This is a genomic window from Streptomyces sp. RLA123, assembly GCF_056270165.1.
On record NZ_JBWDOR010000003.1, the window covers coordinates 7,635,219 to 7,660,417 of the forward strand.

General features: G+C 72.1%; 22 protein-coding genes. 20 read left to right on the forward strand and 2 right to left on the reverse strand.

Annotation, left to right across the window (positions count from 1 at the left end; translation table 11 throughout):
- Nucleotides 1–15: 15 nt before the first annotated feature.
- The 15 genes from RV983_RS34960 (at nt 16) to RV983_RS35030 (ending at nt 19,382) form a co-directional block, all read left to right on the forward strand.
- Nucleotides 16–1,197: an ROK family transcriptional regulator gene (locus tag RV983_RS34960; protein ID WP_475989729.1), complete on the forward strand. Its 1,182-nt coding sequence runs from the start codon at nt 16–18 to the stop codon at nt 1,195–1,197.
- 152 nt (nt 1,198–1,349) lie between these two features.
- Nucleotides 1,350–2,891: a sugar ABC transporter ATP-binding protein gene (locus tag RV983_RS34965; protein ID WP_475989730.1), complete on the forward strand. Its 1,542-nt coding sequence runs from the start codon at nt 1,350–1,352 to the stop codon at nt 2,889–2,891.
- The gene (locus RV983_RS34970; RefSeq protein WP_475989731.1) at nt 2,891–3,925 is read left to right on the forward strand and encodes an ABC transporter permease; all 1,035 of its coding nucleotides are present in this window, start codon (nt 2,891–2,893) and stop codon (nt 3,923–3,925) included. Before RV983_RS34965 ends, RV983_RS34970 begins: the two co-directional genes overlap by 1 nt.
- Before the next feature lie 151 nt (nt 3,926–4,076).
- On the forward strand, nt 4,077–5,123 hold the full coding sequence (locus RV983_RS34975; protein ID WP_475989732.1) for a substrate-binding domain-containing protein: 1,047 nt from the start codon (nt 4,077–4,079) through the stop codon (nt 5,121–5,123).
- Between the two features lie 48 nt (nt 5,124–5,171).
- Nucleotides 5,172–6,389 carry a Gfo/Idh/MocA family protein gene (locus RV983_RS34980; protein WP_475989733.1) on the forward strand — a complete coding sequence of 406 codons (1,218 nt, stop codon included), beginning with the start codon at nt 5,172–5,174 and terminating at the stop codon, nt 6,387–6,389.
- A 29-nt stretch (nt 6,390–6,418) separates the two neighbouring features.
- Nucleotides 6,419–7,423, forward strand: coding sequence for a sugar phosphate isomerase/epimerase family protein (locus RV983_RS34985; RefSeq protein WP_475989734.1), 1,005 nt, complete (start codon nt 6,419–6,421; stop codon nt 7,421–7,423).
- A gap of 301 nt (nt 7,424–7,724) precedes the next feature.
- Nucleotides 7,725–11,444, forward strand: coding sequence for a ThuA domain-containing protein (locus RV983_RS34990; protein WP_475989735.1), 3,720 nt, complete (start codon nt 7,725–7,727; stop codon nt 11,442–11,444).
- 75 nt (nt 11,445–11,519) lie between these two features.
- On the forward strand, nt 11,520–12,689 hold the full coding sequence (locus RV983_RS34995) for an inositol-3-phosphate synthase (RefSeq protein WP_475990543.1): 1,170 nt from the start codon (nt 11,520–11,522) through the stop codon (nt 12,687–12,689).
- Nucleotides 12,680–13,846 carry an SCO3242 family prenyltransferase gene (locus RV983_RS35000; RefSeq protein ID WP_475990544.1) on the forward strand — a complete coding sequence of 389 codons (1,167 nt, stop codon included), beginning with the start codon at nt 12,680–12,682 and terminating at the stop codon, nt 13,844–13,846. The genes RV983_RS34995 and RV983_RS35000 overlap by 10 nt, the downstream gene beginning before the upstream one ends.
- Nucleotides 13,843–14,700 (forward strand): sugar phosphate isomerase/epimerase family protein, encoded by an 858-nt coding sequence (locus RV983_RS35005; RefSeq protein ID WP_475989736.1) that lies wholly within the window; start codon nt 13,843–13,845, stop codon nt 14,698–14,700. The genes RV983_RS35000 and RV983_RS35005 overlap by 4 nt, the downstream gene beginning before the upstream one ends.
- Nucleotides 14,697–15,326, forward strand: coding sequence for an EboA domain-containing protein (locus tag RV983_RS35010; RefSeq protein WP_475989737.1), 630 nt, complete (start codon nt 14,697–14,699; stop codon nt 15,324–15,326). The genes RV983_RS35005 and RV983_RS35010 overlap by 4 nt, the downstream gene beginning before the upstream one ends.
- Complete coding sequence (locus RV983_RS35015) at nt 15,326–16,174, forward strand: TatD family hydrolase (RefSeq protein WP_475989738.1); 849 nt, start codon at nt 15,326–15,328, stop codon at nt 16,172–16,174. The genes RV983_RS35010 and RV983_RS35015 overlap by 1 nt, the downstream gene beginning before the upstream one ends.
- A 13-nt stretch (nt 16,175–16,187) precedes the next feature.
- Nucleotides 16,188–17,357 carry a metabolite traffic protein EboE gene (gene eboE, locus RV983_RS35020; RefSeq protein WP_475989739.1) on the forward strand — a complete coding sequence of 390 codons (1,170 nt, stop codon included), beginning with the start codon at nt 16,188–16,190 and terminating at the stop codon, nt 17,355–17,357.
- Nucleotides 17,354–18,742 (forward strand): alkaline phosphatase family protein, encoded by a 1,389-nt coding sequence (locus tag RV983_RS35025; protein WP_475989740.1) that lies wholly within the window; start codon nt 17,354–17,356, stop codon nt 18,740–18,742. The genes eboE and RV983_RS35025 overlap by 4 nt, the downstream gene beginning before the upstream one ends.
- A 124-nt stretch (nt 18,743–18,866) precedes the next feature.
- Entirely contained in the window at nt 18,867–19,382 is a 516-nt protein-coding gene (locus RV983_RS35030) for a hypothetical protein (RefSeq protein ID WP_475989741.1), read from the forward strand.
- 123 nt (nt 19,383–19,505) lie between these two features.
- On the opposite strand, the gene RV983_RS35035 is transcribed toward RV983_RS35030, so the two are convergent.
- On the reverse strand, nt 19,506–19,952 hold the full coding sequence (locus RV983_RS35035; RefSeq protein WP_475989742.1) for a universal stress protein: 447 nt from the start codon (nt 19,950–19,952) through the stop codon (nt 19,506–19,508).
- A 350-nt stretch (nt 19,953–20,302) separates the two neighbouring features.
- Between RV983_RS35035 and RV983_RS35040 the strand changes: the two genes are divergently transcribed.
- The 3 genes from RV983_RS35040 (at nt 20,303) to RV983_RS35050 (ending at nt 22,015) form a co-directional block, all read left to right on the forward strand.
- On the forward strand, nt 20,303–20,896 hold the full coding sequence (locus RV983_RS35040) for an MEKHLA domain-containing protein (RefSeq protein ID WP_475989743.1): 594 nt from the start codon (nt 20,303–20,305) through the stop codon (nt 20,894–20,896).
- A gap of 64 nt (nt 20,897–20,960) precedes the next feature.
- On the forward strand, nt 20,961–21,311 hold the full coding sequence (locus RV983_RS35045) for a winged helix-turn-helix transcriptional regulator (protein WP_475989744.1): 351 nt from the start codon (nt 20,961–20,963) through the stop codon (nt 21,309–21,311).
- Between the two features lie 122 nt (nt 21,312–21,433).
- Nucleotides 21,434–22,015 carry a TetR/AcrR family transcriptional regulator gene (locus RV983_RS35050; RefSeq protein WP_475989745.1) on the forward strand — a complete coding sequence of 194 codons (582 nt, stop codon included), beginning with the start codon at nt 21,434–21,436 and terminating at the stop codon, nt 22,013–22,015.
- Between the two features lie 11 nt (nt 22,016–22,026).
- Here the strand turns inward: RV983_RS35050 and RV983_RS35055 are convergent, their stop codons facing one another.
- Entirely contained in the window at nt 22,027–22,761 is a 735-nt protein-coding gene (locus tag RV983_RS35055) for a hypothetical protein (RefSeq protein WP_475989746.1), read from the reverse strand.
- Between the two features lie 214 nt (nt 22,762–22,975).
- On the opposite strand from RV983_RS35055, the gene RV983_RS35060 reads away from it, so the two are divergent.
- Together RV983_RS35060 and RV983_RS35065 are read left to right on the forward strand one after the other, a co-directional pair.
- Nucleotides 22,976–23,872, forward strand: a complete 897-nt coding sequence (locus RV983_RS35060) for an LLM class flavin-dependent oxidoreductase (protein ID WP_475989747.1) — start codon at nt 22,976–22,978, stop codon at nt 23,870–23,872.
- Nucleotides 23,869–25,176, forward strand: a complete 1,308-nt coding sequence (locus RV983_RS35065; protein ID WP_475989748.1) for an FAD-binding oxidoreductase — start codon at nt 23,869–23,871, stop codon at nt 25,174–25,176. The genes RV983_RS35060 and RV983_RS35065 overlap by 4 nt, the downstream gene beginning before the upstream one ends.
- Nucleotides 25,177–25,199: the final 23 nt, after the last annotated feature.

Consider the following 25,199-nt stretch of genomic DNA (forward strand, 5'->3'; position numbering starts at 1 on the left):
GGGTGCGTGAGACGTATGACGGCTCGACCCGCCAATGCGCACCAGGTACGGCTGCTGCGGCTGCTCCGTGACGGCGGGCCCAGCTCCCGCGCCCAGATGGGGGACCAGATCGGGCTCTCGCGCTCCAAACTGGCGGTCGAGGTCGACCGCCTGCTGGAGACCGGTCTGGTGGTCTCCGACGGTCTCGCCGCCTCGCGCGGCGGCCGGCGCTCGCATAATGTGCGGCTCGCCCCGAGCCTGCGCTTCCTGGGCGTCGACATCGGCGCCACCTCTGTCGACGTCGCGGTCACCAACGCCGAACTGGAGGTGCTCGGCCACCTCAACCATCCGATGGACGTCCGCGAGGGACCGGTCGCGGTCTTCGAGCGGATCCTCGCGATGGCCGCCAAACTCCAGGCCGCCGGTCTCGCCGAAGGGTTCGACGGCGCGGGCATCGGAGTGCCGGGACCGGTCCGTTACCCCGAGGGCGTCCCGGTCGCGCCGCCCATCATGCCGGGCTGGGACGGCTTCCCGGTCCGCGAGGCACTCAGCCAGGAACTGGGCTGCCCCGTCATGGTCGACAACGACGTGAACCTGATGGCCATGGGGGAGCAGCACGCGGGCGTCGCACGCTCCGCCTCGGACTTCCTCTGCGTCAAGATCGGTACGGGCATCGGCTGCGGCATCGTCGTGGGCGGCGAGGTCTACCGCGGGGCGACGGGCAGCGCCGGCGACATCGGCCACATCCAGGTCGTGGACGGCGGGCGGCCCTGTGCGTGCGGCAACACCGGTTGCCTGGAAGCACACTTCAGCGGGGCCGCACTGGTCCTCGACGCCAAGGAGGCCGCCACCTCCGGACGTTCCCCGGCCCTCGCGGCCCGGCTGGAGGCGGCCGGTCAGCTGTCCGCGGCCGATGTCGCCGTAGCGGCGTCCGCCGGTGACGCGGCCGCGCTGGAACTCATCCGCGAGGGCGGCAACCGCGTCGGGCAGGTCATCGCGGGACTCGTCAGCTTCTTCAACCCCGGACTCGTCGTGATCGGCGGCGGCGTCACCGGGCTCGGCCACACCCTGCTCGCCAGCATCCGCAGCCAGGTCTACCGCCAGTCCCTGCCCCTGGCGACCGGCAACCTGCCCATCGTCCTGGGCGAACTGGGCCCCACCGCCGGTGTGATCGGCGCGGCCCGGCTCATCAGCGACCACGTCTTCTCCCCCGCCTGACCGAACCGACCGGCCGCCCGGCACGACAGCCCCGCGTCACCCGCACCACCGGCACCACGGCACGGCACAACCGGCACCACCGGCACCACGGCACCACTGGCTCACACGCTCCGCACGCGCACGTGTACCCGCACCCGCCGAGGGGATCCGTCATGGCACCAGTACCACCGGCCCCGCCACCACCGTCCGCGGCCTCGCTGCTCACGATGTCCGGCATCACCAAGTCCTTCCCCGGCGTACGCGCCCTCGACGGCGTCGACCTGGACGTCCAGGCCGGCGAGGTGCACTGCCTCCTGGGCCAGAACGGCGCCGGGAAGTCCACGCTCATCAAGGTGCTCGCCGGGGCCCACCAGCCCGACGACGGGGAGATCATCTGGCGCGGCGAACCCGTCTCGCTGAGGTCGCCCATCGCCGCCATGCGCCTGGGTATCGCCACCATCTACCAGGAACTCGACCTGGTGGAGGGTCTGTCCGTCGCGGAGAACGTCTTCCTCGGCCACGAACCCACCACCGCCGGTTTCGTGGTGCGCGGCCGTCAAGCCCGCCGCGAGGCCGAGGTCCTGCTCCACCGCCTCGGTCACCCCGAGATCGATACCGCCCGGCAGGTCGGTGAACTGTCCGCCGCCCAGCAGCAGATCGTCTCGATGGCCCGCGCGCTCTCCCATGACGTGCGGCTCATCGTGATGGACGAGCCGTCCGCCGCGCTGGACCCGGAGGAGACGGACAACCTGCTGCGCATCGTCACCCAGCTCACCGCCGAGGGCGTCGCCGTCGTCTACATCTCCCACCGGCTGGAGGAGATCCGCCGCATCGGCGACCGCGTCACCGTACTCAAGGACGGCCGGGCGGTCGCGGGCGGGCTGCCCGCGAAGTCGATGCCCACCCGCGACATCGTCGCCCTCATGACGGGCCGCGACGTGGAGTACGTCTTCCCGGAACGCCCGGCGGGCCCGCGCGAAGGCGCACCTGTGCTGAGTGTCGAAGGACTTGCCCGCGACGGGGAGTTCGCTCCTGTCGACCTCGAAATCCGGCCCGGCGAGATCGTCGGACTGGCCGGCCTCGTCGGCTCCGGGCGCTCGGAGATCCTGGAGACCGTCTACGGCGCGCGCAGGCCCACCGCGGGCCGCGTCACCGTCGACGGCCGCCCTCTCAAGCCCGGCAGCGTCCGCTCGGCCGTCCGCGCGGGGCTGGGCATGGCACCCGAGGAGCGCAAGGCCCAGGCCCTGCTCATGCTGGAGTCGGTCACCCGCAACGTGTCGGTGTCCTCGCTCTCCCGCTTCTCCCGCGGCGGCTGGCTCGACCGCCGTCAGGAACGCCTGGCCGCCCAGAAGTCCACCCGGTCGCTGTCACTGCGCCCCGACAACCCGGACGCCCGGGTCCGCACTCTGTCCGGCGGCAATCAGCAGAAGGCCGTGCTCGCCCGCTGGCTGCTGCGCGGCTGCCGCGTCCTGCTGCTCGACGAGCCGACCCGCGGCGTGGACGTGGGCGCCCGCGCCGAGCTGTACGCGGTGATCCGCCGGCTCGCCGACGACGGACTCGCCGTCCTCCTCGTCTCCAGCGAGGTGCCCGAGGTACTGGGCCTCGCCGACCGCGTACTGGTGCTCCGCGAGGGCCGCGTCGTACACACGGCGCCCGCGCAGGAGCTGGACGAACACCGTGTACTCGACCTCGTCATGGAAGGGAGCCCGAGCTGATGACGCAGCCCGCTTCCCAGGCCCCGCAAGCACCGCTGCCACCCGCGGAGGCGCCCTCCGCCGTCAAGGGCGGCCGGCGTCCGGCGGCCGGATTCCGTGCCGACGTGCGCAACCTCTCTTTGCTCGGCGTCCTCGCCGTGCTCGTCGCCGTCGGCGGTATCACGCAGCCCGACACGTTCCTCGACGTCTCCAACCTCCAACTGGTGCTGACCCAGGCGTCCGTCATCGGCGTTGTCACCGTCGGCATGACCTTCGTGATCACCAGCGGCGGTATCGACCTGTCCGTCGGCGCGATCGTCGCGCTGGCCTCGGTGTGGGCGACGACCCTCGCCACCCAGGAGTACGGCTTCGTCGGCATCCTCTTCACGGCGGTCCTCGTCGGACTCGGCTGCGGACTGGTCAACGGGGTGCTCATCGCCTACGGCGGCATGGTGCCGTTCATCGCGACCCTCGCGATGCTGGCGTCGGCCCGCGGCCTCGCCCTCCAGCTCACGGACGGCAAGACGCAGATCGTCAGCGAGAAGTCGGTGCTCGACCTCGGCATCCCCGGCTCCTACATCCTCGGCATCCCGCCGCTGGTCCTGGTCTTCGCCGCGGTCACCGTCATCGGCTGGCTGGTGCTGAACCGCACGACCTTCGGGCGCCGCACCGTCGCCGTCGGCGGCAACGCCGAGGCGGCCCGGCTCGCCGGCATCGACGTCCGCCGGCAGCGGCTGTACCTCTACCTCCTGTCCGGCCTGTGCTGCGGGATCGCGGCCTTCCTGCTGATCATCCTGGCCGGATCGGGTCAGAACACCAACGGCAACCTGTACGAACTCGACGCCATCGCCGCCGCGATCATCGGCGGCACGCTGCTCAGCGGCGGCCGCGGCACCATCGTCGGATCCGTCCTGGGCGTCCTGGTCTTCACCACCATCACCAACATCTTCGCCCTGAACAACCTGGAGAGCGCCGTCCAGCAGATCGCCAAGGGAGCGATCATCGTGGCCGCCGTCCTGGTCCAGCGCGGCACCGTGCGCGGCAGCGACAGCTGACGCGGGCGGACCGCCACCTCCACACCGTTCTCCCCTCCCCACCGGTCCCGCTCCTCTTGCGAGCTCGCCGAGCCCCCGTCCTCCCGTCCTCGACCCACCTCACCGCCACGCATCCGCCCCGTGCGCATGAACCCAGGAGGGTTTCACCGCCATGCCAGAAAACCCGCTCACCAGCCGCCGAGGTCTGCTGTTCGGCGCCGCCGCCGTCTCCGTCGGCGCCGCCCTCACCGCCTGCACCAGCAACGAGCCGAAGAAGCAGGAGGCGGCCGCCACCAACGTCCCCTCCGCCGAGGACAAGCCGGGCACGCCCGTCACCATCGGTTTCGCCGGCCCCCAGGCCGACCACGGCTGGCTCAACGCCATCAACGAGAACGCCAAGAACCGTGCGGCGACGTACTCCGACGTGACTCTGGAGATCACCGAGGGCTCCAACGACACCGCCGCCCAGATCGGCCAGGTCCAGACGCTGATCAACAAGAAGGTCGACGTGCTGGTGATCCTGCCGGCCGACGGCAAGGCACTCACCCAGGTGGGCCTCCAGGCCATGAAGGCCGGCATCCCGGTGATCAACCTGGACCGGATCTTCGCCTCCCCGCAGGCGTACCGCTGCTGGATCGGCGGCGACAACTACGGCATGGGCCTCAACGCCGGCAACTACATCGGCGAGCAGCTCAAGGACAAGTCCAACGCGAAGGTGATCGAGCTCGCCGGACTGGACAACCTGGAGCTGACCCGGCAGCGCACCCAGGGCTTCGACGACGCCCTGAAGAACTTCCCCAACATCCAGAAGGTCGCCCGCCAGGCGGCCGAGTTCACCGTGGAGTCCGGCCAGGCCAAGATGGCTCAGCTGCTCCAGGCGCAGAAGCAGTTCGACGCGGTGTGGAACCACGACGACGACCAGGGCGTCGGCGCCCTGCGCGCCATCGCGCAGGCCGGCCGCGACGACTTCCTCATGGTCGGCGGCGCGGGTGCCAAGTCGGCCATGGACGCCATCAAGGCCGACAACAGCGTGCTGAAGGCCACCGTGCTCTACCCGCCCACCATGGCAGCGTCCGCCATCGACCTGGCCAGGACCCTCGGCCAGAAGAAGGGCATCGGCGGACTCGCCGAGCTGGAGATCCCCGCCTCGATCACCCTCTACTCGGCCGTCGTCACCAAGGCGAACGTCGACCAGTACCTGCCGACGGGCTTCAACTAACGGTAGTGCCCCGCCCGTCCGAACCGAGCAACCGACGAGGAGCAAGGCATGGCTGGTACGGCCGATAACGAGACCCATGGAGCGGAGGGCACTGTGCCGGCCCTCGGCATCGGGATGGTCGGCTACGCGTTCATGGGCGCTGCCCACTCCCAGGCGTGGCGCACCGTGGGCCGCGTCTTCGACCTGCCGGTACGGCCGATCCTGGCCGCCATCGGCGGCCGGGACGCGGCGGGGGTACGGGCCGCGGCGGCCCAGCACGGCTGGGCCGCCGCGGAGACGGACTGGCGGGACCTGATCGCCCGGGACGACGTCCAGCTCGTGGACGTGTGCACCCCCGGGGACAGCCACGCCGAGATCGCCATCGCGGCGCTGGAGGCGGGCAAGCACGTCCTGTGCGAGAAGCCGCTGGCGAACTCGGTCGCCGAGGCGGAAGCCATGGTCGCGGCGGCCGACCGGGCGGCCGAGCGGGGCCAGGTGGCCATGGTCGGCTTCAACTACCGGCGGCTGCCCGCGGCGGCATACGCCCGCAGGCTCGTCGCCGAGGGCCGGCTCGGCACGATCCGTCATGTGCGGGTCAGCTACCTGCAGGACTGGCTCGTCGACCCGGAGTTCCCGCTGACCTGGCGGCTCAAGCGCGAGTACGCCGGTTCCGGCGCCCTCGGCGACCTCGGCGCGCACGCCGTGGACCTCGCGCAGTACCTGGTGGGGGAGCCCCTGGTCGGTGTCTCGGCGCTCACCGAGACGTTCGTGCGGGAACGGCCTCTGCTCGCCGGGGTGTCGTCGGGCCTGTCGGGCTCCGCCGGCGCCGCCGAACGGGGGCCGGTCACCGTCGACGACGCCGCGCTGTTCACCGGGCGCCTCGCTTCCGGGGCGCTCGCCAACTTCGAGGCCACGCGGATGGCCTCGGGCCGCAAGAACGCGCTGCGGCTGGAGATCAACGGCGAACGCGGGTCGCTCGCCTTCGACCTGGAGCGCCTGAACGAGCTGTTCTTCCACGACCACACCGAGCCCGCCGCCACGGCCGGCTTCCGCCGGGTCCTGGTGACCGAGCCCGACCATCCGTACCTGGAGGCGTGGTGGCCGCCCGGCCACGCCCTCGGCTACGAGCACACCTTCACGCACCAGGCGCGCGACCTGGTGCTCGCCATCGCGGAGGGCACCACGCCCGCGCCGACGTTCGCCGACGGGCTGCAGGTGCAGCGGGTGCTGGCGGCCGTGGAGGAGAGCGCCGAGAAGAACTCCGTCTACACCCCCGTATCCGCCTGACCGCACATCGTTTCGAGGAGGTCTTCGCCGTGCCACGTCCCTTCACCCTCTTCACCGGCCAATGGGCCGACCTTCCCCTGGAGGAGGTCTGCCGGCTCGCCCGCGATTTCGGTTACGACGGGCTCGAACTCGCCTGCTGGGGCGACCATTTCGAGGTCGACAAGGCCCTCGCCGACCCCGGGTACCTGGACGGGCGGCGGGCGCTGCTGGACAAGTACGGGCTCAAGTGCTGGGCGGTCTCCAACCACCTGGTCGGGCAGGCCGTGTGCGACAACCCGATCGACGAGCGCCACCAGGCGATCCTGCCCGCCAGGATCTGGGGCGACGGCGAGCCCGAGGGCGTCCGGCAGCGGGCGGCCCGCGAGCTGGCGGACACCGCCCGCGCCGCGGCGGCCTTCGGCGTGCGGACCGTCATCGGTTTCACCGGCTCGTCGATCTGGCACCTGGTCGCCATGTTCCCGCCGGTTCCCGAGCGGATGATCGAGCGCGGCTACGAGGACTTCGCCGAGCGGTGGAACCCGATCCTGGACGTCTTCGACGCCGAAGGGGTCCGCTTCGCCCACGAGGTCCACCCCGCCGAGATCGCCTACGACTACTGGACCACGCACCGCGCGATGGAGGCGGTCGGCCACCGGCCGGCGTTCGGGCTGAACTTCGACCCGAGCCACTTCGTGTGGCAGGACCTCGACCCGGTCGGGTTCCTGTGGGACTTCAAGGACCGCATCTACCACGTCGACTGCAAGGAGGCCCGTAAGCGGCTCGACGGCCGCAACGGGCGGCTCGGCTCCCATCTGCCGTGGGGTGACCCGCGGCGCGGCTGGGACTTCGTGTCGGCCGGGCACGGCGACGTGCCCTGGGAGGACGTGTTCCGGATGCTCCGCTCGATCGGATACGACGGCCCGGTCTCGGTGGAGTGGGAGGACGCCGGGATGGACCGTCTCGCCGGCGCTCCGGAAGCGCTTTCTCTTCTGAAGAGGTACGACTTCGACCCGCCGACGGCATCCTTCGACGCCGCCTTCGGAGGCAACGACTAGCCCCTTCCCCCAGGTCAGGGAGGCAGGAACCGACAGCCCGGCGGGATCGCCGCCGGGCCCGTCGGGCTGCCCGGACGCGGCTTTGTCCTGATGCGGGAGAAAGTTCAACTCTTCTGCCACGCAAGGGCTTTCGGTCCTGGACGAACCCGGCTACCGTCCCTGAGGTGTACAGGACACGGGCCCGAAACATGAGGCCGGTCCTGTCGCGCGACCCGACCAGCGTGACGGCGCACGCCGGTCCCCGGGAAATACCGCACGGCAGCACCATCCGCCCGTACGACCGTTCCTCCGGAGGACACACGTGCAAAGACAACGGCCCGGAGCACACCGTTCGCGGATTCGACAAGGACTCGCGCTCCTCACCGGCAGCCTCTTAGCGGCGACCTCCCTCGTCGTCGCAGCCCCCTCGGGGGCCGTGGCCAGGCCGCTCGACACGGAACCCGCAGCCGCGGCGGCCGAGCAGTTCCAGCAGGTCACGCTCGCCAAGGGCGAGCCCGAGACCGGCGAGCCCATGTCGCTCGCCGTCCTGCCCGACCGCAGCGTGCTGCACACCTCGCGCGACGGCGAGCTGCGCAGGACCGACGCCGCCGGCACCACCACGGTGATCGGAACCGTCCCCGTCTACACCCACGACGAGGAAGGTCTCCAGGGCGTCGGGATCGATCCGGCCTTCAGTCAGAACCGGGCGATCTACCTCTACTACGCGCCCCCGCTCGACACCCCCGCCGGTGACGCCCCCGACCAGGGGACCGCCGCGGACTTCGCCAAGTTCGACGGCGTCAATCGGCTCTCGCGCTTCACCCTCAAGGCGGACTGGACGCTCGACAGCGCCAGCGAGAAGAAGGTCCTCGACGTCTCCACGACGCGCGGCATCTGCTGCCACGTCGGCGGCGACATCGATTTCGACGCCCAGGGGAACCTGTACCTGTCCACCGGCGACGACTCCAACCCGTTCGCCTCCGACGGCTTCGCGCCCATGGACGACCGTCCGGGCCGCAACCCCGCCTACGACGCCCGCCGCACCTCGGGCAACACCAACGACCTGCGCGGCAAGCTGCTGCGCATCAAGGTCGCCGGTGACGGGTCGTACACGATCCCCGAGGGCAACCTCTTCGCCCCGGGTACGGACAGGACCCGGCCCGAGATCTACGCCATGGGCTTCCGCAACCCGTTCCGCTTCAGCGTCGACAAGAAGACCGGCATCGCCTACGTCGGCGACTACGGGCCCGACGCCGGCGCGGCCGACCCCCAGCGCGGTCCCGGCGGCCAGGTCGAGTTCGCCCGGGTGACCAAGGCCGGCAACTTCGGCTGGCCCTTCTGCACCGGGAACAACGCCCCGTACGTCGACTACGACTTCGCGACCGGGCAGTCCGGAGCGACCTTCGACTGCGCCGCGCCGAAGAACGACTCGCCCTACAACACCGGCCTGACCGACCTGCCGCCCGCCCAGGCGGCGTGGATGCCCTACGACGGCGGTTCCGTGCCCGAGTTCGGCAGCGGCTCGGAGTCCCCGATGGGCGGACCGGTCTACCGGTACGACCCCGATCTGGACTCCCCGGTGAAGTTCCCCGAGGCGTACGACGGCGACTTCTTCGCCGGCGAGTTCGGGCGCCGCTGGATCAAGCGCATCGAGCAGGACGACAACGGCGCCGTCCAGTCCATCAACGACGTCCCCTGGACGGGCACGCAGATCATGGACATGGCCTTCGGCCCGGACGGCGCGCTGTACGTCCTCGACTACGGCACCGCCTGGTTCGGCGGTGACGAGCACTCCGCCCTCTACCGCATCGAGAACGCCACCGACGGCCGCTCCCCGAGCGCGGAAGCCTCCGCGAACAAGACCTCCGGCACCGCGCCGCTCAAGGTCACCTTCTCCTCGGCCGGCACCACCGACCCCGACGGCGACGCCCTCAGCTACGCCTGGGACTTCGGTGACGGGGGCACGTCCACCGCGGCCGACCCGGCGCACACGTACCGCGCCAACGGCACCTACACCGCGACCCTCACCGTGAAGGACCCGACCGGCCGCACCGCGTCCGCGAGCGTCCAGGTCGTCGTCGGCAACACGGCGCCCAAGGTGACCCTGGAACTGCCCGCAGAGGGAGCCCTGTTCGACTTCGGCGACGAGATCCCGTTCAAGGTGACGGTCACCGACCCCGAGGACGGGACCGTCGACTGCTCCAAGGTCAAGGTCACCTACATCCTCGGCCACGACAGCCACGGCCACCCCGTGACCTCCGCCAACGGCTGCTCCGGCACCATCAAGACCTCCGCCGACGGCGGCCACGACCCCAACGCCAACATCTTCGGCGTCATCGACGCCGAGTACACCGACGGCGGGGGCGGCGGCCAGGAGGCGCTCGCCGGCCACGACCAGGCGCAGCTCCAGCCGCGCCACCGGCAGGCCGAGCACTTCACCGCCTCGTCCGGCGTCGACGTCTTCGACAAGGCCGAGGCCCACGGCGGCCGCACCGTCGGCAACATCGACAATGACGACTGGATCTCCTTCAAGCCGTACAACCTCACCGGCTCCGTCCGGCTGACCGCCCGGGTCTCCTCCGGCGGCGCGGGCGGCTTCCTCGAGGTGCGCACCGGCTCGGCGACCGGCCCGATCCTGGGCTCCGCCCCCGTCCCGGTGACCGGCAGCTGGGAGACCTTCCAGGAGGTCGACGTACCGCTGCGTGCCGTGCCGAAGAAGACCACCGAGCTCTTCCTGGTCTTCAAGGGCGGTTCCGGGGCGCTCTACGACATGGACGACTTCGAGCTCTCCGACGTCCCGGCCGACCGCGCTGCCAAGCGCGTGCTGGTCTTCTCCAGGACCGCCGCCTTCCGCCACGACGCCATCCCCACCGGGATCGCCGCGCTGAAGGAGCTCGGCACCACCGCCAACATCACCGTCGACGCGACGGAGGAGCCCAAGCAGTTCACCACCAGCAACCTGGCGCGCTACGACGCCGTGGTGTTCCTGTCGACCACCGGTGACGTGCTCAACGCCGAGCAGCAGCAGGCGTTCGAGAACTACGTCAAGGGCGGGGGCGGCTACATGGGCGTCCACGCCGCCGCCGACACCGAGTACGACTGGCCCTTCTACGGCGGCCTCGTCGGCGCCTACTTCCAAGGACACCCGCAGATCCAGAAGGCCACCGTGCGCGTGGAGGACCACGAGCACCCCGCCACCGCGCACCTCGACGAGGCCGGCTGGGAGCACACCGACGAGCTGTACAACTACCGCACCAACCCGCGTGGCCAGGTCCGCGTCCTCGCCACCCTGGACGAGACCACCTACAAGGGCGGCACGATGAAGGGCGACCACCCCATCGCGTGGTGCCAGGCCTACGAGTCCGGCCGCTCCTTCTACACCGGTCTCGGGCACACCAAGGAGTCCTACGCCGAGCCGGCCTTCCGCCAGCACCTCCTGGGCGGACTGCGCTACGCCGCCGGGCAGGTCAAGGCCGACTGCAAGCCGCAGACGGGCTACCGCGACCTGTTCAACGGGCACACCCCGGAGGGCTGGAAGCAGGCGGGTCCCGGCAAGTTCAACGTCGTCGACGGTGAGCTGCGTACCGAGGGCGGTATGGGCCTGCTGTGGTACCAGGCCAAGCAGTTCGGCTCGTACTCGCTGAAGCTCGACTGGAAGATGGACGGCGACGACAACTCCGGTGTCTTCGTGGGCTTCCCGGCCTCCGACGACCCGTGGTCCGCCGTGGACAAGGGCTACGAGGTCCAGATCGACGCCACCGACGCCCCGGACCGCACCACCGGTTCCGTCTACACCTTCAAGTCGGCCAACCTCAAGGCCCGCGACCAGGTGCTGCGTCCCCCGGGCCAGTGGAACAGCTACGAGATCAAGGTCCAGGGTGAGCGGCTCCAGGTCTTCCTCAACGGAGTCAAGATCAACGACTTCACCAACACCGACCCCGCCCGCAGCCTGAAGGACGGCTACATCGGCCTGCAGAACCACGGGGCCGACGACCAGGTGTCCTTCCGCAACGTCCAGATCAAGGAGCTGCCCTCCTCGTAGGGCAGTCCCTGCCGGCACCCACGAGCCGGCGGCGGGCGGGGAGACGCCGTGCCCCCGCCCGCCGCCCCCACCCCCATGCAGCAGGGAGAGGCAGCCGTGACGAATCCGCACGCCCAGGAACCGGACCGCCCGTCGCCCGACCGCACCGGAGTGTGGCTCATCGGGGCCCGCGGCTCTGTCGCCACCACGGCCGTCGCCGGATGCGCGGCGGTCACCGCCGGGCTCCACCCGGCGACGGGCATGGTGACCGAGACCCCGCCCTTCACCGAGGCCGGACTTCCGGCGTTGTCGTCCCTGGTCTTCGGCGGACACGACACGGCTGCCTGCCCCCTGGGCAAGCGGGCCGAACTCCTCGCGGACGCCGGCGTCCTCCCGCACGGCCTGCCGTCCGCGCTCCACACCGAACTCGCCGCCGCCGACCAGGAGATCCGCACCGGCGGCCCCCTGCCCGGTGACACGCGCGCCGACGAGGAACTCATCGCGGCGTTCGCGGCGGACATCACCTCCTTCACCCGCCGGCACGCCCTGGGCCGGACGGTCGTCGTCAACGTCGCCTCCACCGAACCCGTGCCCCGGCCCGGCAGCGCGCGCCTGCCGGCGAGTTCCCTCTACGCCGCCGCGGCGGTCGAAGCGGGCTGCTCCTACGTGAACTTCACGCCCTCCACCGGACTGCGGACCGCGGCCCTCGCGGACGCGGCCACCGCACGAGGGCTTCCGTACGCCGGACGTGACGGCAAGACCGGGCAGACCCTGCTCCGCTCCGTCCTCGCCCCGATGTTCGTCCAGCGTGCGCTCTCGGTGCGGGCATGGTCCGGCGCCAACCTGCTGGGCGGAGGCGACGGGGCGGCACTCGCGGACCCCGCGGCGGCCGCGGCCAAGAACGCCGGCAAGGAACGCGTCCTCGCCGACATCCTCGGCGGCGCCCCCGAAGGCGAGGTGCACATCGACGACGTCCCGGCCCTCGGCGACTGGAAGACCGCCTGGGACCACATCGCCTTCGACGGCTTCCTCGGCACCCGCATGGTCCTGCAGACCACATGGCAGGGATGCGACTCCGCCCTCGCGGCGCCCCTCGTCCTCGACCTCGCCCGGCTGGTCGCGCGCGCCCACGAAGCCGGACTGACCGGCCCCCTGCCCGAGCTCGCCTTCTACTTCAAGGACCCCGACCCGGGTGCCCCCGCCGCGCTCGCCGACCAGTACGCCGCACTTCTCCGCCTCGCCGTGAGGCTCGGGGAATCGCGGTGACGCCCCCACCAGGCGGGCGTCCTGCCGCCGTTGCCGCCGACGGCCGGGTTTCGACGGCCGGAAAGCCATGCGCACCCGGCGAGCACGCGAAAGCGTGCGCCGACAGTCGCGGTACGAACGCCGCCCCGGCGGCCGATGCGCCGGCACGTGCCGCGCGGTTCTGGGCATGGGCCGAACTGCTGCGCATTTCGGCCCTGTTCACGGTGCCCGGTGACGCCCTCGCAGGCGCGGCCGCCGCCGGGCGGCGCCCGCACCGCGGCACCCTCCTCGCCGTCGGCACCTCGCTGTGCCTGTACCACGCGGGCATGGCCCTCAACGACTACGCCGACCGCGACGAGGACGCCCTCGACCGCCCCCACCGGCCCATCCCGTCGGGCCGGATCACCCCCGCCGCGGCTCTGACGGCGGCCGGGGTGCTCACCGTGGCCGGGCTGGCGCTCGCCCGCCGCGCGGGGCGCGCCCCGCTGGTCGCCGCCACGGCCCTGGCAGCGACGGTCTGGTCCTACGACCTGGGTCTGAAGCACACGCCGGCCGGGCCGGCGGCCATGGCCTCGGCCCGGGCCCTTGACCTCCTCCTCGGTGCGACGGCCACCCGCCCCCGCGCTTTCGCCGCCGCTCTGCCCCACGCGGGGCTCCTGGGTGTCCACACCTACGCCGTCACGTCGGTGTCCCGGCACGAGACACAGGGCGGTTCCACCGCGGCTCCGCTGGCGGCGGTGGCCGTGACGGCGGGCATCGCCGGCCTCACCGCGGGCGGTGCCGGTGCGCTCCGCTCGCTCCGCGCCTCCCGGCGGTCCGCGCGCGACGCGGCCCTCCCCGCCTCCCGCACCTCCCAACGGATCGGCCCCCGCACGACTCGTGCGACGCGGTCGCTGCCCATCGCCCGACCGGTGGCCGGACAACCGGTGATCCCGCCCCGAGCCGTTGCCGCCTGGGCGGCAGCCTCCTACGCCCGAACCGCCCTCACCCCCCTCCTTCATGCCGCCCTGAATCCCTCCCCGCAACTGACCCAACGCGGAGTCGGCGCCGGAATCCGCGCCATGATCCCGCTGCAAGCGGCCCTGGCGGCCCGCGCGGGTTCGGGAACCACCGCCCTGGCCGTCCTCGCGCTCGGTCCACTGGCCCGGCGGCTGGCCCGGAAGGTGAGTCCCACATGACCCTGCGCCTCGGTTACGGAACCAACGGCCTCACCGACCTCCGTCTCGACGACGCACTCGCCCTCCTGGCCGACCTCGGCTACGACGGCGTCGGGCTCACCCTCGACCACATGCACCTGGACCCCCTCGCGCCCGATCTCGCCGGCCGCACCCGCCGCCTCGCGGCGCGCCTGGACCGGCTCGGCCTCCAGGTCACCGTCGAGACCGGGGCCCGCTACGTCCTCGACCCGCGGCGCAAACACGGTCCCTCCCTCCTCGACCCGGACCCCGGCGCCCGTGCCGCCCGCACCCGGCTCCTCGTGAGTGCCGTCCAGGTCGCCGCGGACCTCGGCGCGCACGCCGTGCACTGCTTCAGCGGCATCACTCCCGACGGCACCTCGCCCGCCCTCGCCTGGGAGCGCCTCGAATCCGCCCTCACCCCCGTCCTGGACGCCGCCGCCACCGCGGACGTCCCGCTCGCCGTCGAACCCGAGCCGGGTCATCTCCTCGCCTGCCTGGAGGACTTCCACCACCTGCGCGCCCTCCTCGGCGACCCCGGACCGCTCGGCCTCACGCTCGACATCGGCCACTGCCAGTGCCTCGAACCGGCGACACCGGCCGACTGCGTCACACAGGCCGCACCCTGGCTGCGGCACGTCCAGATCGAGGACATGCGCCGCGGCGTGCACGAACACCTCCCCTTCGGTGACGGCGAGATCGACTTCGCGCCCGTCCTCCAAGCCCTTGCGGCCACCGGCTACCAGGGCCTGACCGTCGTCGAACTGCCCCGCCACTCCCACGCGGGCCCCGAACTCGCGCGCACCTCCCTCGACTTCCTGCGCTCCCACGCCCCCACGATCGGAGCAACGGCATGACCACACCGACCCTCCAGGACCTCCGCAACCGGCTCGGCGACGAGGCCCGCAGCTGGTTCGACACGGCCCTCGCCGACGCCGCACGCAGTGCCGCCGCCTCTCGGGACGCCCCCGGCGTGCGGCGCACCGTGGCCCCCTGGGAACTGGGCTTCGCCTCCGCGGGCCGCCACTGCGGCCAGGACCGGGCCGACGCCGTCCGCGTCCTCCTGCTGCGCGAGGCACGCCCCGACGCCCGGACCCTGACCCGGCTGTACCAGCAGGGCACCGCCGCGGAACGCCGTGCGGTCCTCCTGGTGCTGCCCCACCTCGCACCCGCCCCCGCGGACGGTCTGCCCCTCGTCGAGGACGCCCTGCGCACCAACGACACGCGGTTGGTGGCCGCGGCCGTCGGCCCCTACGCCGCCGAGCACCTCGACGCGCACGCCTGGCGGCAGGCCCTTTTGAAGTGCCTGTTCACGGGGGTACCCGTCGACGCGGCCGACCGGCTGGAAGACCGCGCCCGAGGCGACGCGGAACTGGCCCGCATGCTCGGCGACTACGCCGCAGAGCGCACCGCCGCGGGCCGGCCCGTCCCCGCCGACCTGGACCGCATCCTCGCCCTGACGTCCCCCATGGAGCAGCCCTGATGCGCATCTTCGACCCCCACATCCATATGACCTCCCGCACCACCGACGACTACCAGGCCATGTACGACGCCGGTGTCCGCGCCCTGGTCGAGCCCTCCTTCTGGCTCGGACAGCCCCGTACCTCGCCCGAGTCCTTCTTCGACTACTTCGACTCCCTCCTCGGCTGGGAACCGTTCCGGGCAGCGCAGTACGGCATCGCCCACCACTGCACCATCGCCCTGAACCCCAAGGAGGCCAACGACCCGCGCTGCACCCCCGTCCTGGACGCCCTTCCCCGCTACCTGGTCAAGGACAACGTCGTCGCCGTCGGGGAGATCGGCTACGACTCCATGACCCCGGCCGAGGACGCCGCGCTGGCCGCCCAGCTCCAGCTCGCCGCCGACCACGGACTGCCCGCCCTCGTGCACACCCCGCACCGCGACAAGCTCGCCGGGATGCGCCGCACGATCGACGTCGTCCGCGAGTCGTCACTCGACCCCGAACACGTCCTCCTGGACCACCTCAACGAGACCACCGTCAAGGAGGCCGCCGACAGCGGCTGCTGGCTCGGGTTCTCCGTCTACCCCGACACCAAGATGGACGAGGACCGCATGGTCGCCGTACTCAAGGCCCACGGCACGCAGAAGGTGCTCGTCAACTCCGCGGCCGACTGGGGCAAGAGCGACCCCCTCAAGACCCGTCGCACCGCCGATGCCATGCTCGCCGCCGGCTTCGGCGACGACGACGTCGACCAGGTGCTGTGGCGCAATCCGGTGGCCTTCTACGGCCGCAGCGGCAGGCTCCACCTGGACGCTCCCGCCACGGGGGCCCTGCACGAGGGCAACTCCCTGCTTCGCGGCGGGGAATGAGGGGACGGCCGTCATGCGCTTCCGCCATCCGGACGGCTCCGTCGTCCACCTGTCCTACTGCACCAACGTGCACCCCGCCGAGACACTCGACGGTGTCCTCGCCCAGCTCCGCGACCACTGCGAACCCGTTCGCAGACGCCTCGGCCGTGACCGTCTCGGCATCGGCCTGTGGCTCGCGAGGGACGCCGCGCGCGCCCTGCACACCGATCCGGCGTCGCTGCGCGGACTGCGCGCCGCCCTCGACCGCCGGGGCCTGGAGGTCGTCACCCTCAACGGCTTCCCGTACGAGGGGTTCGGCGCCGACGAGGTCAAGTACCGCGTCTACCGACCGGACTGGACCGAACCCGAACGCCTCGCGTACACCAGCGTCCTGGCCGACCTGCTCGCCGCACTGCTCCCGGACGATGTCACCGAAGGGTCCGTCTCCACCCTCCCGCTCGCCTGGCGCACCCTCTTCGACGAGCGCGCCGCCGCGACCGCCCGCACCGCCCTCACCACCCTGGCCCAACGTCTCGACGCTCTCGCCGAGCTCACCGGGAAGTCCATCAGGATCGCCCTGGAACCCGAGCCGGGCTGCACCATCGAGACCACCGCGGACGCGATCGGCCCCCTTACGGCCCTCGCCCAACCCCGCATCGGTGTCTGCGTCGACACCTGCCATCTCGCCACCTCCTTCGAAGAACCCGTCGCGGCACTGAACGCGCTCACCGCCGCCGGCATCGCCATCCCCAAAGTCCAGCTCTCCGCCGCACTGCACGCCGAACACCCCGATCTCCCCGGCGTACGCGACGCACTCGCCGCCTTCGCCGAACCCCGCTTCCTGCACCAGACACGGACCCGCACTGCCGACGGCCTGCACAGCACCGACGACCTCCACGAGGCGCTCACCCCGGGCGCCCTCCCCACCGGCGCACCCTGGCGCTCGCACTTCCACGTGCCTCTGCACGCACCACCGGCACCGCCCCTCACCTCCACCCTCGGCGTCCTGAAGGACGCCCTCGGCCGCCTCGTCGGCGGTCCCGTACCCCTCACCCATCACCTGGAGGTCGAGACCTACACCTGGCAGGCGCTCCCCGCCGAGCTGCGCCCGCGCACCCGCGCCCAGCTCGCCGACGGGATCGCCGCCGAACTCGGCCTCGCCCGCGACCTCCTGCACGACCTCGGCCTCAAGGAACTGCCATGAACGCGACCGCCGCGCCGACCCCGCTTCTCGTCCTGGACGTCGTGGGCCTCACGCCGCGGCTGCTGGAGCACATGCCGAACCTGAGACGACTCGCCGGCACCGGCTCCCAGGCCCCGCTCGGCACCGTCCTCCCGGCCGTCACCTGCGCCGCTCAGTCCACCTTCCTCACCGGCTCCCTTCCCTCCGAGCACGGCATCGTCGGCAACGGCTGGTATTTCCGCGAGCTCGGCGACGTCCTGCTGTGGCGTCAGCACAACGGACTGGTCGCCGGCGACAAGCTCTGGGACGCCGCCCGCCGTGCCCACCCCGGCTACACCGTCGCCAACATCTGCTGGTGGTACGCGATGGGCGCCGACACCGACATCACGGTCACCCCGCGGCCCGTCTACTACGCAGACGGCCGCAAGGAACCCGACTGCTACACCCGCCCGCCCGACCTCCACGACGAACTCACCGAGGAGTTCGGCACCTTCCCCCTCTTCCACTTCTGGGGTCCGGGCGCCGACATCGTCTCCAGCCGCTGGATCGTCGACGCCACCCGGCACATCCTGCGCACCCGCACCCCCGACCTCGCCCTCTGCTACCTCCCGCACCTCGACTACGACCTGCAGCGCCACGGCCCCGACGACCCCCGCTCCCGCCAGGCCGCCATCGACCTGGACAGGGCGATGGCCCCTCTCCTCGACGACGCGCGGCGCGAAGGCCGCACCGTGATCGTCCTGTCCGAGTACGGCATCACGCCGGTGAGTCGTCCCGTCGACATCAACCGGGCGCTGCGCCGCGCCGGTCTGCTCGAGGTCCACACCCAGGACGGCATGGAGTACCTCGACCCGATGGCCTCCCGGGCGTTCGCGGTCGCCGACCACCAGATCGCCCATGTGTACGTGCGCCGCCCCGAGGACCTGGAGGCCACCCGCGCGGCCCTGGCGGGGCTGTCCGGGATCGCCGAGCTCCTCGACGACGAGGGCAAGAAGCGGCACGGTCTCGACCACCACCGCTCCGGCGAACTCGTCGCCGTCGCAGAACCCGACGCGTGGTTCACGTACTACTACTGGCTCGACGACGACCGGGCGCCGGACTTCGCGCAGCTCGTCGAGATCCACCGCAAACCCGGATACGACCCCGTCGAGTTGTTCATGGACCCCGCCGACCCCTACGTCCGCGTCAAGGCGGCGACGGCCCTCGCCCGCAAGAAGCTCGGCATGCGCTACCGCATGGCGGTCGTGCCGCTCGATCCCTCGCCTATTCGCGGCAGCCATGGCCGCCTCCCGACGAGCGACGACGAAGGTCCGCTCATTCTCTGCTCCGTCCCCCGTGCCCTCAGCGGCCGTGTCGCGGCCACCGATGTGAAGTCCCTGCTCCTGCGCCTGGCAGGACTTCACTGAACCACACGCCACCGACAACAGAGAGTTATCCACAAGGGGCGGCAATAGTCGTACACGTTGGACAGCGGTTCCGGCCCCGTGACCACCGTCATCCCCGGCCCGGCCACCGGGGCCCGTTCTCAGGATGCGCTCCCGTGCGCTTCCGGCGGGCGTCGCCTCGTTCCTCGGGATCGCCGCGATCACCCACTGGTCGGCACGCCGGCTCCTCGACATGCCGTCCTCCGGCGCGAACGCGCTGCTGCCCGTGGTGGTACTGGCCCCGCTGCCCGCGGCGGGGATCGGGACTGGTCCCCACACGTACAGAGACGACCTCGACCGCACGGCGGTACGTGCCCGGTGGCCCCGGCGGCTGGTCCACCCGCGCACGCTCACCGCCGGCGCTGCCGCGCTGCCGGCCCTCGCCCTGCCCGGGCACTCCCCGGATTTCGGGTGGTCGGCCGTGGTTAGCAATGTGCTGTGGGCCGCGGGTATCCGCGCCGCGGGCGCCGCGCTGCCGGGGGCACGGCTGAGCCGGCTGCCGACCACCGTGCACCTGAACGCCGTCCATCTCGCCGGCGCACCCAGGGAGCCGGGGCGGGTCACGGGCGCGGGGGTCACGGCCGGAGCGGTGTTCGTCCTCGGCTGTGCGCTGCACGCCTGACTCGGGGCGTGCCCCGAGCGCGAGCTGCCCGCGTGACCGCGGTGGGAGGAGCGGCCCGGTCCCGTCTGCGGGACCGGGCCTGCTGCCTTCACGGCCGGTTCACCTACCGGCCTGCTCGCACGATCAGTTGGCGGCGTCCGCGGCGTCCGCGGAGACCTCGGGGGCGAGGAGCACGGCTATGCCGACGCGGTGCGCGATCGCGTCGCTGACACGGGGGTTGAACAGTGCGGCGAGGGAGCCGCGGTGGTGCGGGCTGAGGACGAGCAGGTCGGCCCCGAACTTCTCGGCTTCCTCGGTGATGGTGTCGGGGACCTGCTGGACCAGGCCGCTTGCGAGCGCGCCGTCGGCCTCGACCCCGTCCTTGCGGACCTCGGCGAGGGCCTCGGCCAGGATCGCCTTGGCCTCGGCGTCGTCCTCCAGGGGCAGGACCGTGTTGTACGTGACAGCGGAGGTGGCGACGTGCACGACGTGGACCCGGGCGCCGGAGAGCCGGGCGAGGCCGTGGGCCAGGCGCAGAGCCGAGTGGCGGGCGGGGGTGGGGTCGATGGCGACCATGATGCGCTGGAACATTGCGTCTTCATCTCCGTATCGAGCTGTGTGGAAAAGCGGCCGATCACGCGAATACCGGCCCAGTACATCTATCACCCCCACTTTCCCCGGGAATCCCCGGTTAACGGGGTGGGGGGCCCAGGTCACGACTTGGCACTTCGCCACTGACCCGGACGTCCTCGCGGCGACGCGCATGACCCCCCGGGTGCGACGACGTGAACGCGGAGCGGCCGGCACCCGGCGGGGGTGCGGGGGAGGGCCTCCCGCCTCCGTGCACCGGCTCGCCCTCCTGCTCCGGCGACCTAGAATCACCGCGGGCCCTGTCACGACCGCGCGCCCGTGCCGTGCCGCCTACCCAGTGGAGGATGTCCGTGACCGAGCCGAACAGCAGGGCGGTGACCGGAGTGTCCGAGCGTCCGTCGGTTCCCGCACCCGCGGCCCCACCGGTGTCCTCCGACCCGGTACGGAGCCCGTGGTTCGCGTCCCTGCTCCTGGACAGCCACCGCCGCCTGGTCGGAGTCGGGCTCTGCCCGCCGCTCTGGTCCTCGGAAGCCGAGGCCGCCGCATGGCTCTACGAGGACGCGCCGTTCGGGCTGCTCGTGCACGACACCTCCGCCGACCCGCGGTTCGTCTACGCCAATCGCACGGCGCAGGGGTGCTTCGGTTACTCCTGGGACGAATTCGTCGGTCTGCCGTCGCGCCTGTCGGCCGCTCCCGGTGACCAGGAGGACCGCGATGCCCTCCTCGCGGCGGTCGACGACCGTGGCTACGCCGACGGTTACCGGGGGCTGCGGCTGGGCAAGGACGGCCGGAACTTCTGGATCGAGGACGTCTGCATGTGGAACCTGGTGGACGGCGACGGCAAGCGGCACGGCCAGGCCGCGGTCTTCGGCTCGTGGTCGCCCGGCTCCCCGGCCCCGACCCGCCCGGACGCCGGTGACGCGTCTCCCGGGGCGCGGCCATGAGGGGCGGCCCCACCGCGCCGGCCGCCGCTCGCGAAAGCCCGACCCGGACGTTCCCGGTGCCGCGATGAGCGCGACGCCGGGACCGGCCGATCCCGACGAGCCGTGCCGGGAGGTGGACGCCACCCTGGCACGCGTCTTCGGGCTGCTCGGGAAGCGGTGGACCGGCCTCGTCCTGGCCGTGCTGACCGAGTCGCCGACGTACTTCGCCCAACTGCGCCGTGCCGTTCCCGGGATCAGCGAGCGCATGCTCTCGGAGCGCCTCACGGAGCTGGTGGACGCGGGGCTCGTCGTCAGGGACGTCGACCCCGGGCCGCCGGCGCGGGTCCGCTACGAGGTGACCGACGCGGGCGCCGCCCTGCGTCCCGCCCTCACCGCGCTGGGCCGCTGGGCCGACGAGCACTACCCCGGGACGTAGTGCCGCCCGGCTCGGCGGCGAGCCATATCCGGAACGGAGAGTCAAAATATCCTCTCCCGTGCAACGCGGGACGGCACAGAAAATCTGTATCGACCGTTCTTGCTCGGTGTATGCTGCGCGTCATGGCACGCGTGAGGGAGTTCGACACCGAGACGGCCGTGGAGGCCGCGATGAGCGCCTTCCGCCGCAAGGGCTACGAGGGCACATCGGTGCAGGACCTGGTCGACGCCACGGGCGTGGGCCGGGGCTCGCTGTACGCGGCCTTCGGCAGCAAGGAGGGGCTCTACCTGGCGGCCATGGACCGCTATCGCGAGCGGTACGCCCTGCCGCTGGTCGACCTGCTGCGCGGCGGCGCCCCGGCCCGCGAGCTGTTGCGTGAGGCCCTGGTGGCGACCGTGGACGGGGTCGTGCGGGACGGCAGCCGGCAGGCCTGTCTGATCGTCGGCGCCACCACCGAGCGGGTCGCCCACGACCCGAAGGTGGCGGCGCATGTGCGAGCGACGACCACTGCGCTGGAGGACGCCCTGCGCGACGTCATCGCGGAGGCGCAGGAGGACGGGCAGTTGTCCACGACCCGCGATCCCCGCGACCTGGCCAGGTTCCTCCTGGTGACGATGCAGGGCCTGAAGGTGATGGGTGCCGTCAATCCGGATCGGGCCTCGCTGATGGCGGCCGCGGAGGCCGCCTTGTCCGTACTCGACTGACAGCGAGACGGTCAGCGGTACTCCGGACCACTGATGTCGATCGCGACCATCAATTCGTCCGGGAGAGGCCTGCCGTTGTCGTCGCAGCGGTAGGCGCGGCGCTTGGACGGCATGCGCAGCCCCTGGGCCTCGATGTAGTCGTGGAGGTACTGGGCCGCGGGGAACCCGCCCGCGACGTCGACGTGGTAGTCGTGCCGGCGCAGCAGGAGGTCGTCCCCGAACCAGAAGTCCTGCTCGCGGCTGTGAGTGGCGATGCCTTCGGGGAAGGCGGCCCGCAGCCCGCGCCATCGTTCGCCGTTCTCGTTCAGGTCGGCGAGGGTGGTGACGGTCACCCCCGGCATGGCGAGCAGGAACGGGGTGGTCAGGTAGGTCCACAGCGCGTAGCCATTGAAGTAGGCCCGGTCCAGGGCGTCCCAGGGGGTGGCGAACTCGTGTCCCGCGAAGGACGCGCGCGGGTCCAGGCGTTCCGCGACCACGGTCCCGTCCGTCCGCTCGATCGCCACACGGCCGGGGGAGAATGCGGTCCGCTGGTCGGGTGCGCCGAAGGGACGCACCGACGCCCGTTCCTCGTGGAGCCGCACGGTCATCTCCCGCGGATCGGGATCCTGCGGCACCCCTTTGATCGCCCACAGGCCGCCGCCGGTGACGATCGTCGCGCGCACCTCGGAGAACTGCGCGTAGCGATCGCTGCCGCCGTGCGCCTGGAGGATCTTCGCCAGTAGCTGGTCCACAGCGCGGTGTCCCATCGCCGGTCCCGGACGTCCCTGGCGGGGTCGACCCGGGTGGGGTGGTGCCCGTCCGGAATCCCGCCCGGAACGGGCCTTGCGGACGATTTTCCCAGGGCGGCGCGCGGCTCGCGAAGCGAGAACGCCCGCGCCGCCGCTCCGCGCGGCTACTTACTTTGGATAAGTAGCTCACCCTCGACTTTGTGCGGGGGGATCCGGTGCGCAGCGTGGAGGCATGAATGACTACGGACACCCCCTCTCGTTCGGGCTCAGCCTGGACCCCGACGTCGGGACGCCGACCCGGACCAGGGCACTCGCGCAGCAGGCCGACACGCGCGGCCTGGACTACCTCGCCGTCCAGGACCACCCGTACCAGCCCGGCCACCTGGACGCGTGGACCCTGATCAGCCACCTCTCCGGGGTGACGCACCGGATCTCCTTCCTCACCGATGTCGCGGATCTCCAGCTGCGGCCACCGGCCATGCTGGCGAAGGCCGCCGCGTCCCTGGGCGTGCTCACCGGCGGGCGGATCCAGCTCGGCGTCGGTGGCGGCGCCTTCCCGGAGGCGATCGCCTCCATGGGCGGCGTTCCCCGCAGCGGCGCGGCGATGGTCGACTTCACCGAGGGGGCGCTGAGCCTGTTGCACGGCGCCCTCGCCGGCGGTCCGGTGCGGCTGCGCAGCGCGCACCACTGCGTCGAGGGCTACCGGGCCGGACCGGTGCCCCCCGCGCCGGTCGGCGTGTGGCTCGGGGCGCAGAAGCCCAAGATGCTGGCGCTGACCGGCCGGGCCGCCGACGGCTGGATCTCCCCGCTGAACATCTACGTGCCGCCCGAGCGGGTGCCCGGCGCCCAGCGCGTCATCGACGAGGCGGCCGAGGCCGCGGGACGCGCCCCCGCGTCGATCCGCCGCGTCTACAACGTCATCGGAATGATCGGCGGCCGGCATGGGCCAGGCCTCGTCGGAGACGCCGGGCGCTGGGTGGACACCCTCAGCGAATGGGCGGTCGGCCTCGGGTTCGACACGTTCGTCCTCTGGCCCACCGCGGAACCGGAGGGCCAGCTCGCGGTGTTCGCGGAAGAGGTCGTCCCGGCAGTGCGCGAGCGCGTCGCACGCCTGCGGAGCGCCCGGTGAACGCCGTCCCGCAGCCGGTTCCCGCCGGGCTCGCGGGCAAGCTCGTCGCGCCCGGGGACCGCCGCTACGGCGCGCTCCGTTCGACGTACACCCGCGTGGGCAGCCCGGCCCTCGTCGCGCTGCCGGAATCCCCGCGGGACGTGGCGCGCGCCCTGGCCTTCGCCGCCGACCACCGTCTGTACGTCTCGGTCCGCAGCGGCGGTCACGGCCTGTCGGGCGTCGCCACCAATGACGGGGGCCTGGTCATCGACCTGAGCGCGATGCGCGGCGTCCGGGTTCTGGATCGAGGGGCACGCCTCGTGCGCGTGGAGGCCGGTGCCCGCTGGGCGGAGGTGGCCCGGGCACTGGCCCCGCACGGGCTCGCCATCAGTTCCGGCGACCACGGCAACGTCGGCGTGGGCGGGCTGGCCACCGGCGGAGGCGTCGGCTGGCTGGTGCGCTCGTACGGGCTGACCATCGACCACGTGCGCGCCGTCGAAGTGGTCCTCGCCGACGGCACGGTGGTCCGCGCCGACGCCGAGCACGAGCCGGATCTGCTGTGGGTCATGCGCGGAGCCGGATCGGGTACCGCGATCGCGACCGCCTTCGAGCTCGAGGCGGTCGAGCTCGGCACGATCGGGTACGCCGAGGCCACCGTCGTGGTGGACTCCGCCGGTACGGCCCTGCGCCGCTGGGCCGCCATGATGGCCGCGGCGCCCAGGGAGCTGTCCACCGCGGTGAACCTCTCCGGTCAGGGATCCTTCGCGGTCGCCTCCGTCACCGCGATCGTCGCCTCCGACAGTGAGTCCGTCATCCGGGGCGCGCTGGAACCGCTCGCGGGGCTGGGCGACACCGTCCTCCACCAGACGTACCTCCTCCCGTACCCGCAGTTGCTGTCCACCGCCCAACTGCACAGCCACAGCGGGCAGATGCAGGTGGAGACCACCAACGGGCTGCTCACGCGGATGAGTTCTGATGCGGCGCGAGGGCTGGTCGCGGCGGTGACCGCCCCGGAGCCCGTCCTGATCCAGATGCGGTCGCTGGGCGGCGCGGTCAACGACACGGACCCCGCAGCGACCGCCTACCCGCACCGCCACCAGCGGACCCTGGTCACCGCCACGGCCTTCCCTCCCGGGGACCGGGAGACGCTGTCCGCCGCGTGGAAGCCGCTGCTCCCTCACACCGACGGTGCCTACGTCAACTTCGAGAGCCATCCCGACGACGAGACCTTCGCCCGCACCTACCCCGGGGCGACCGGTGCGCGCGTCGCCGAACTGCGGCGGCGCTACGACCCCGACGGTGTGCTGCGCCCGCGCGTCCTCTGACCACGACGACGGCGCTCGCGCCC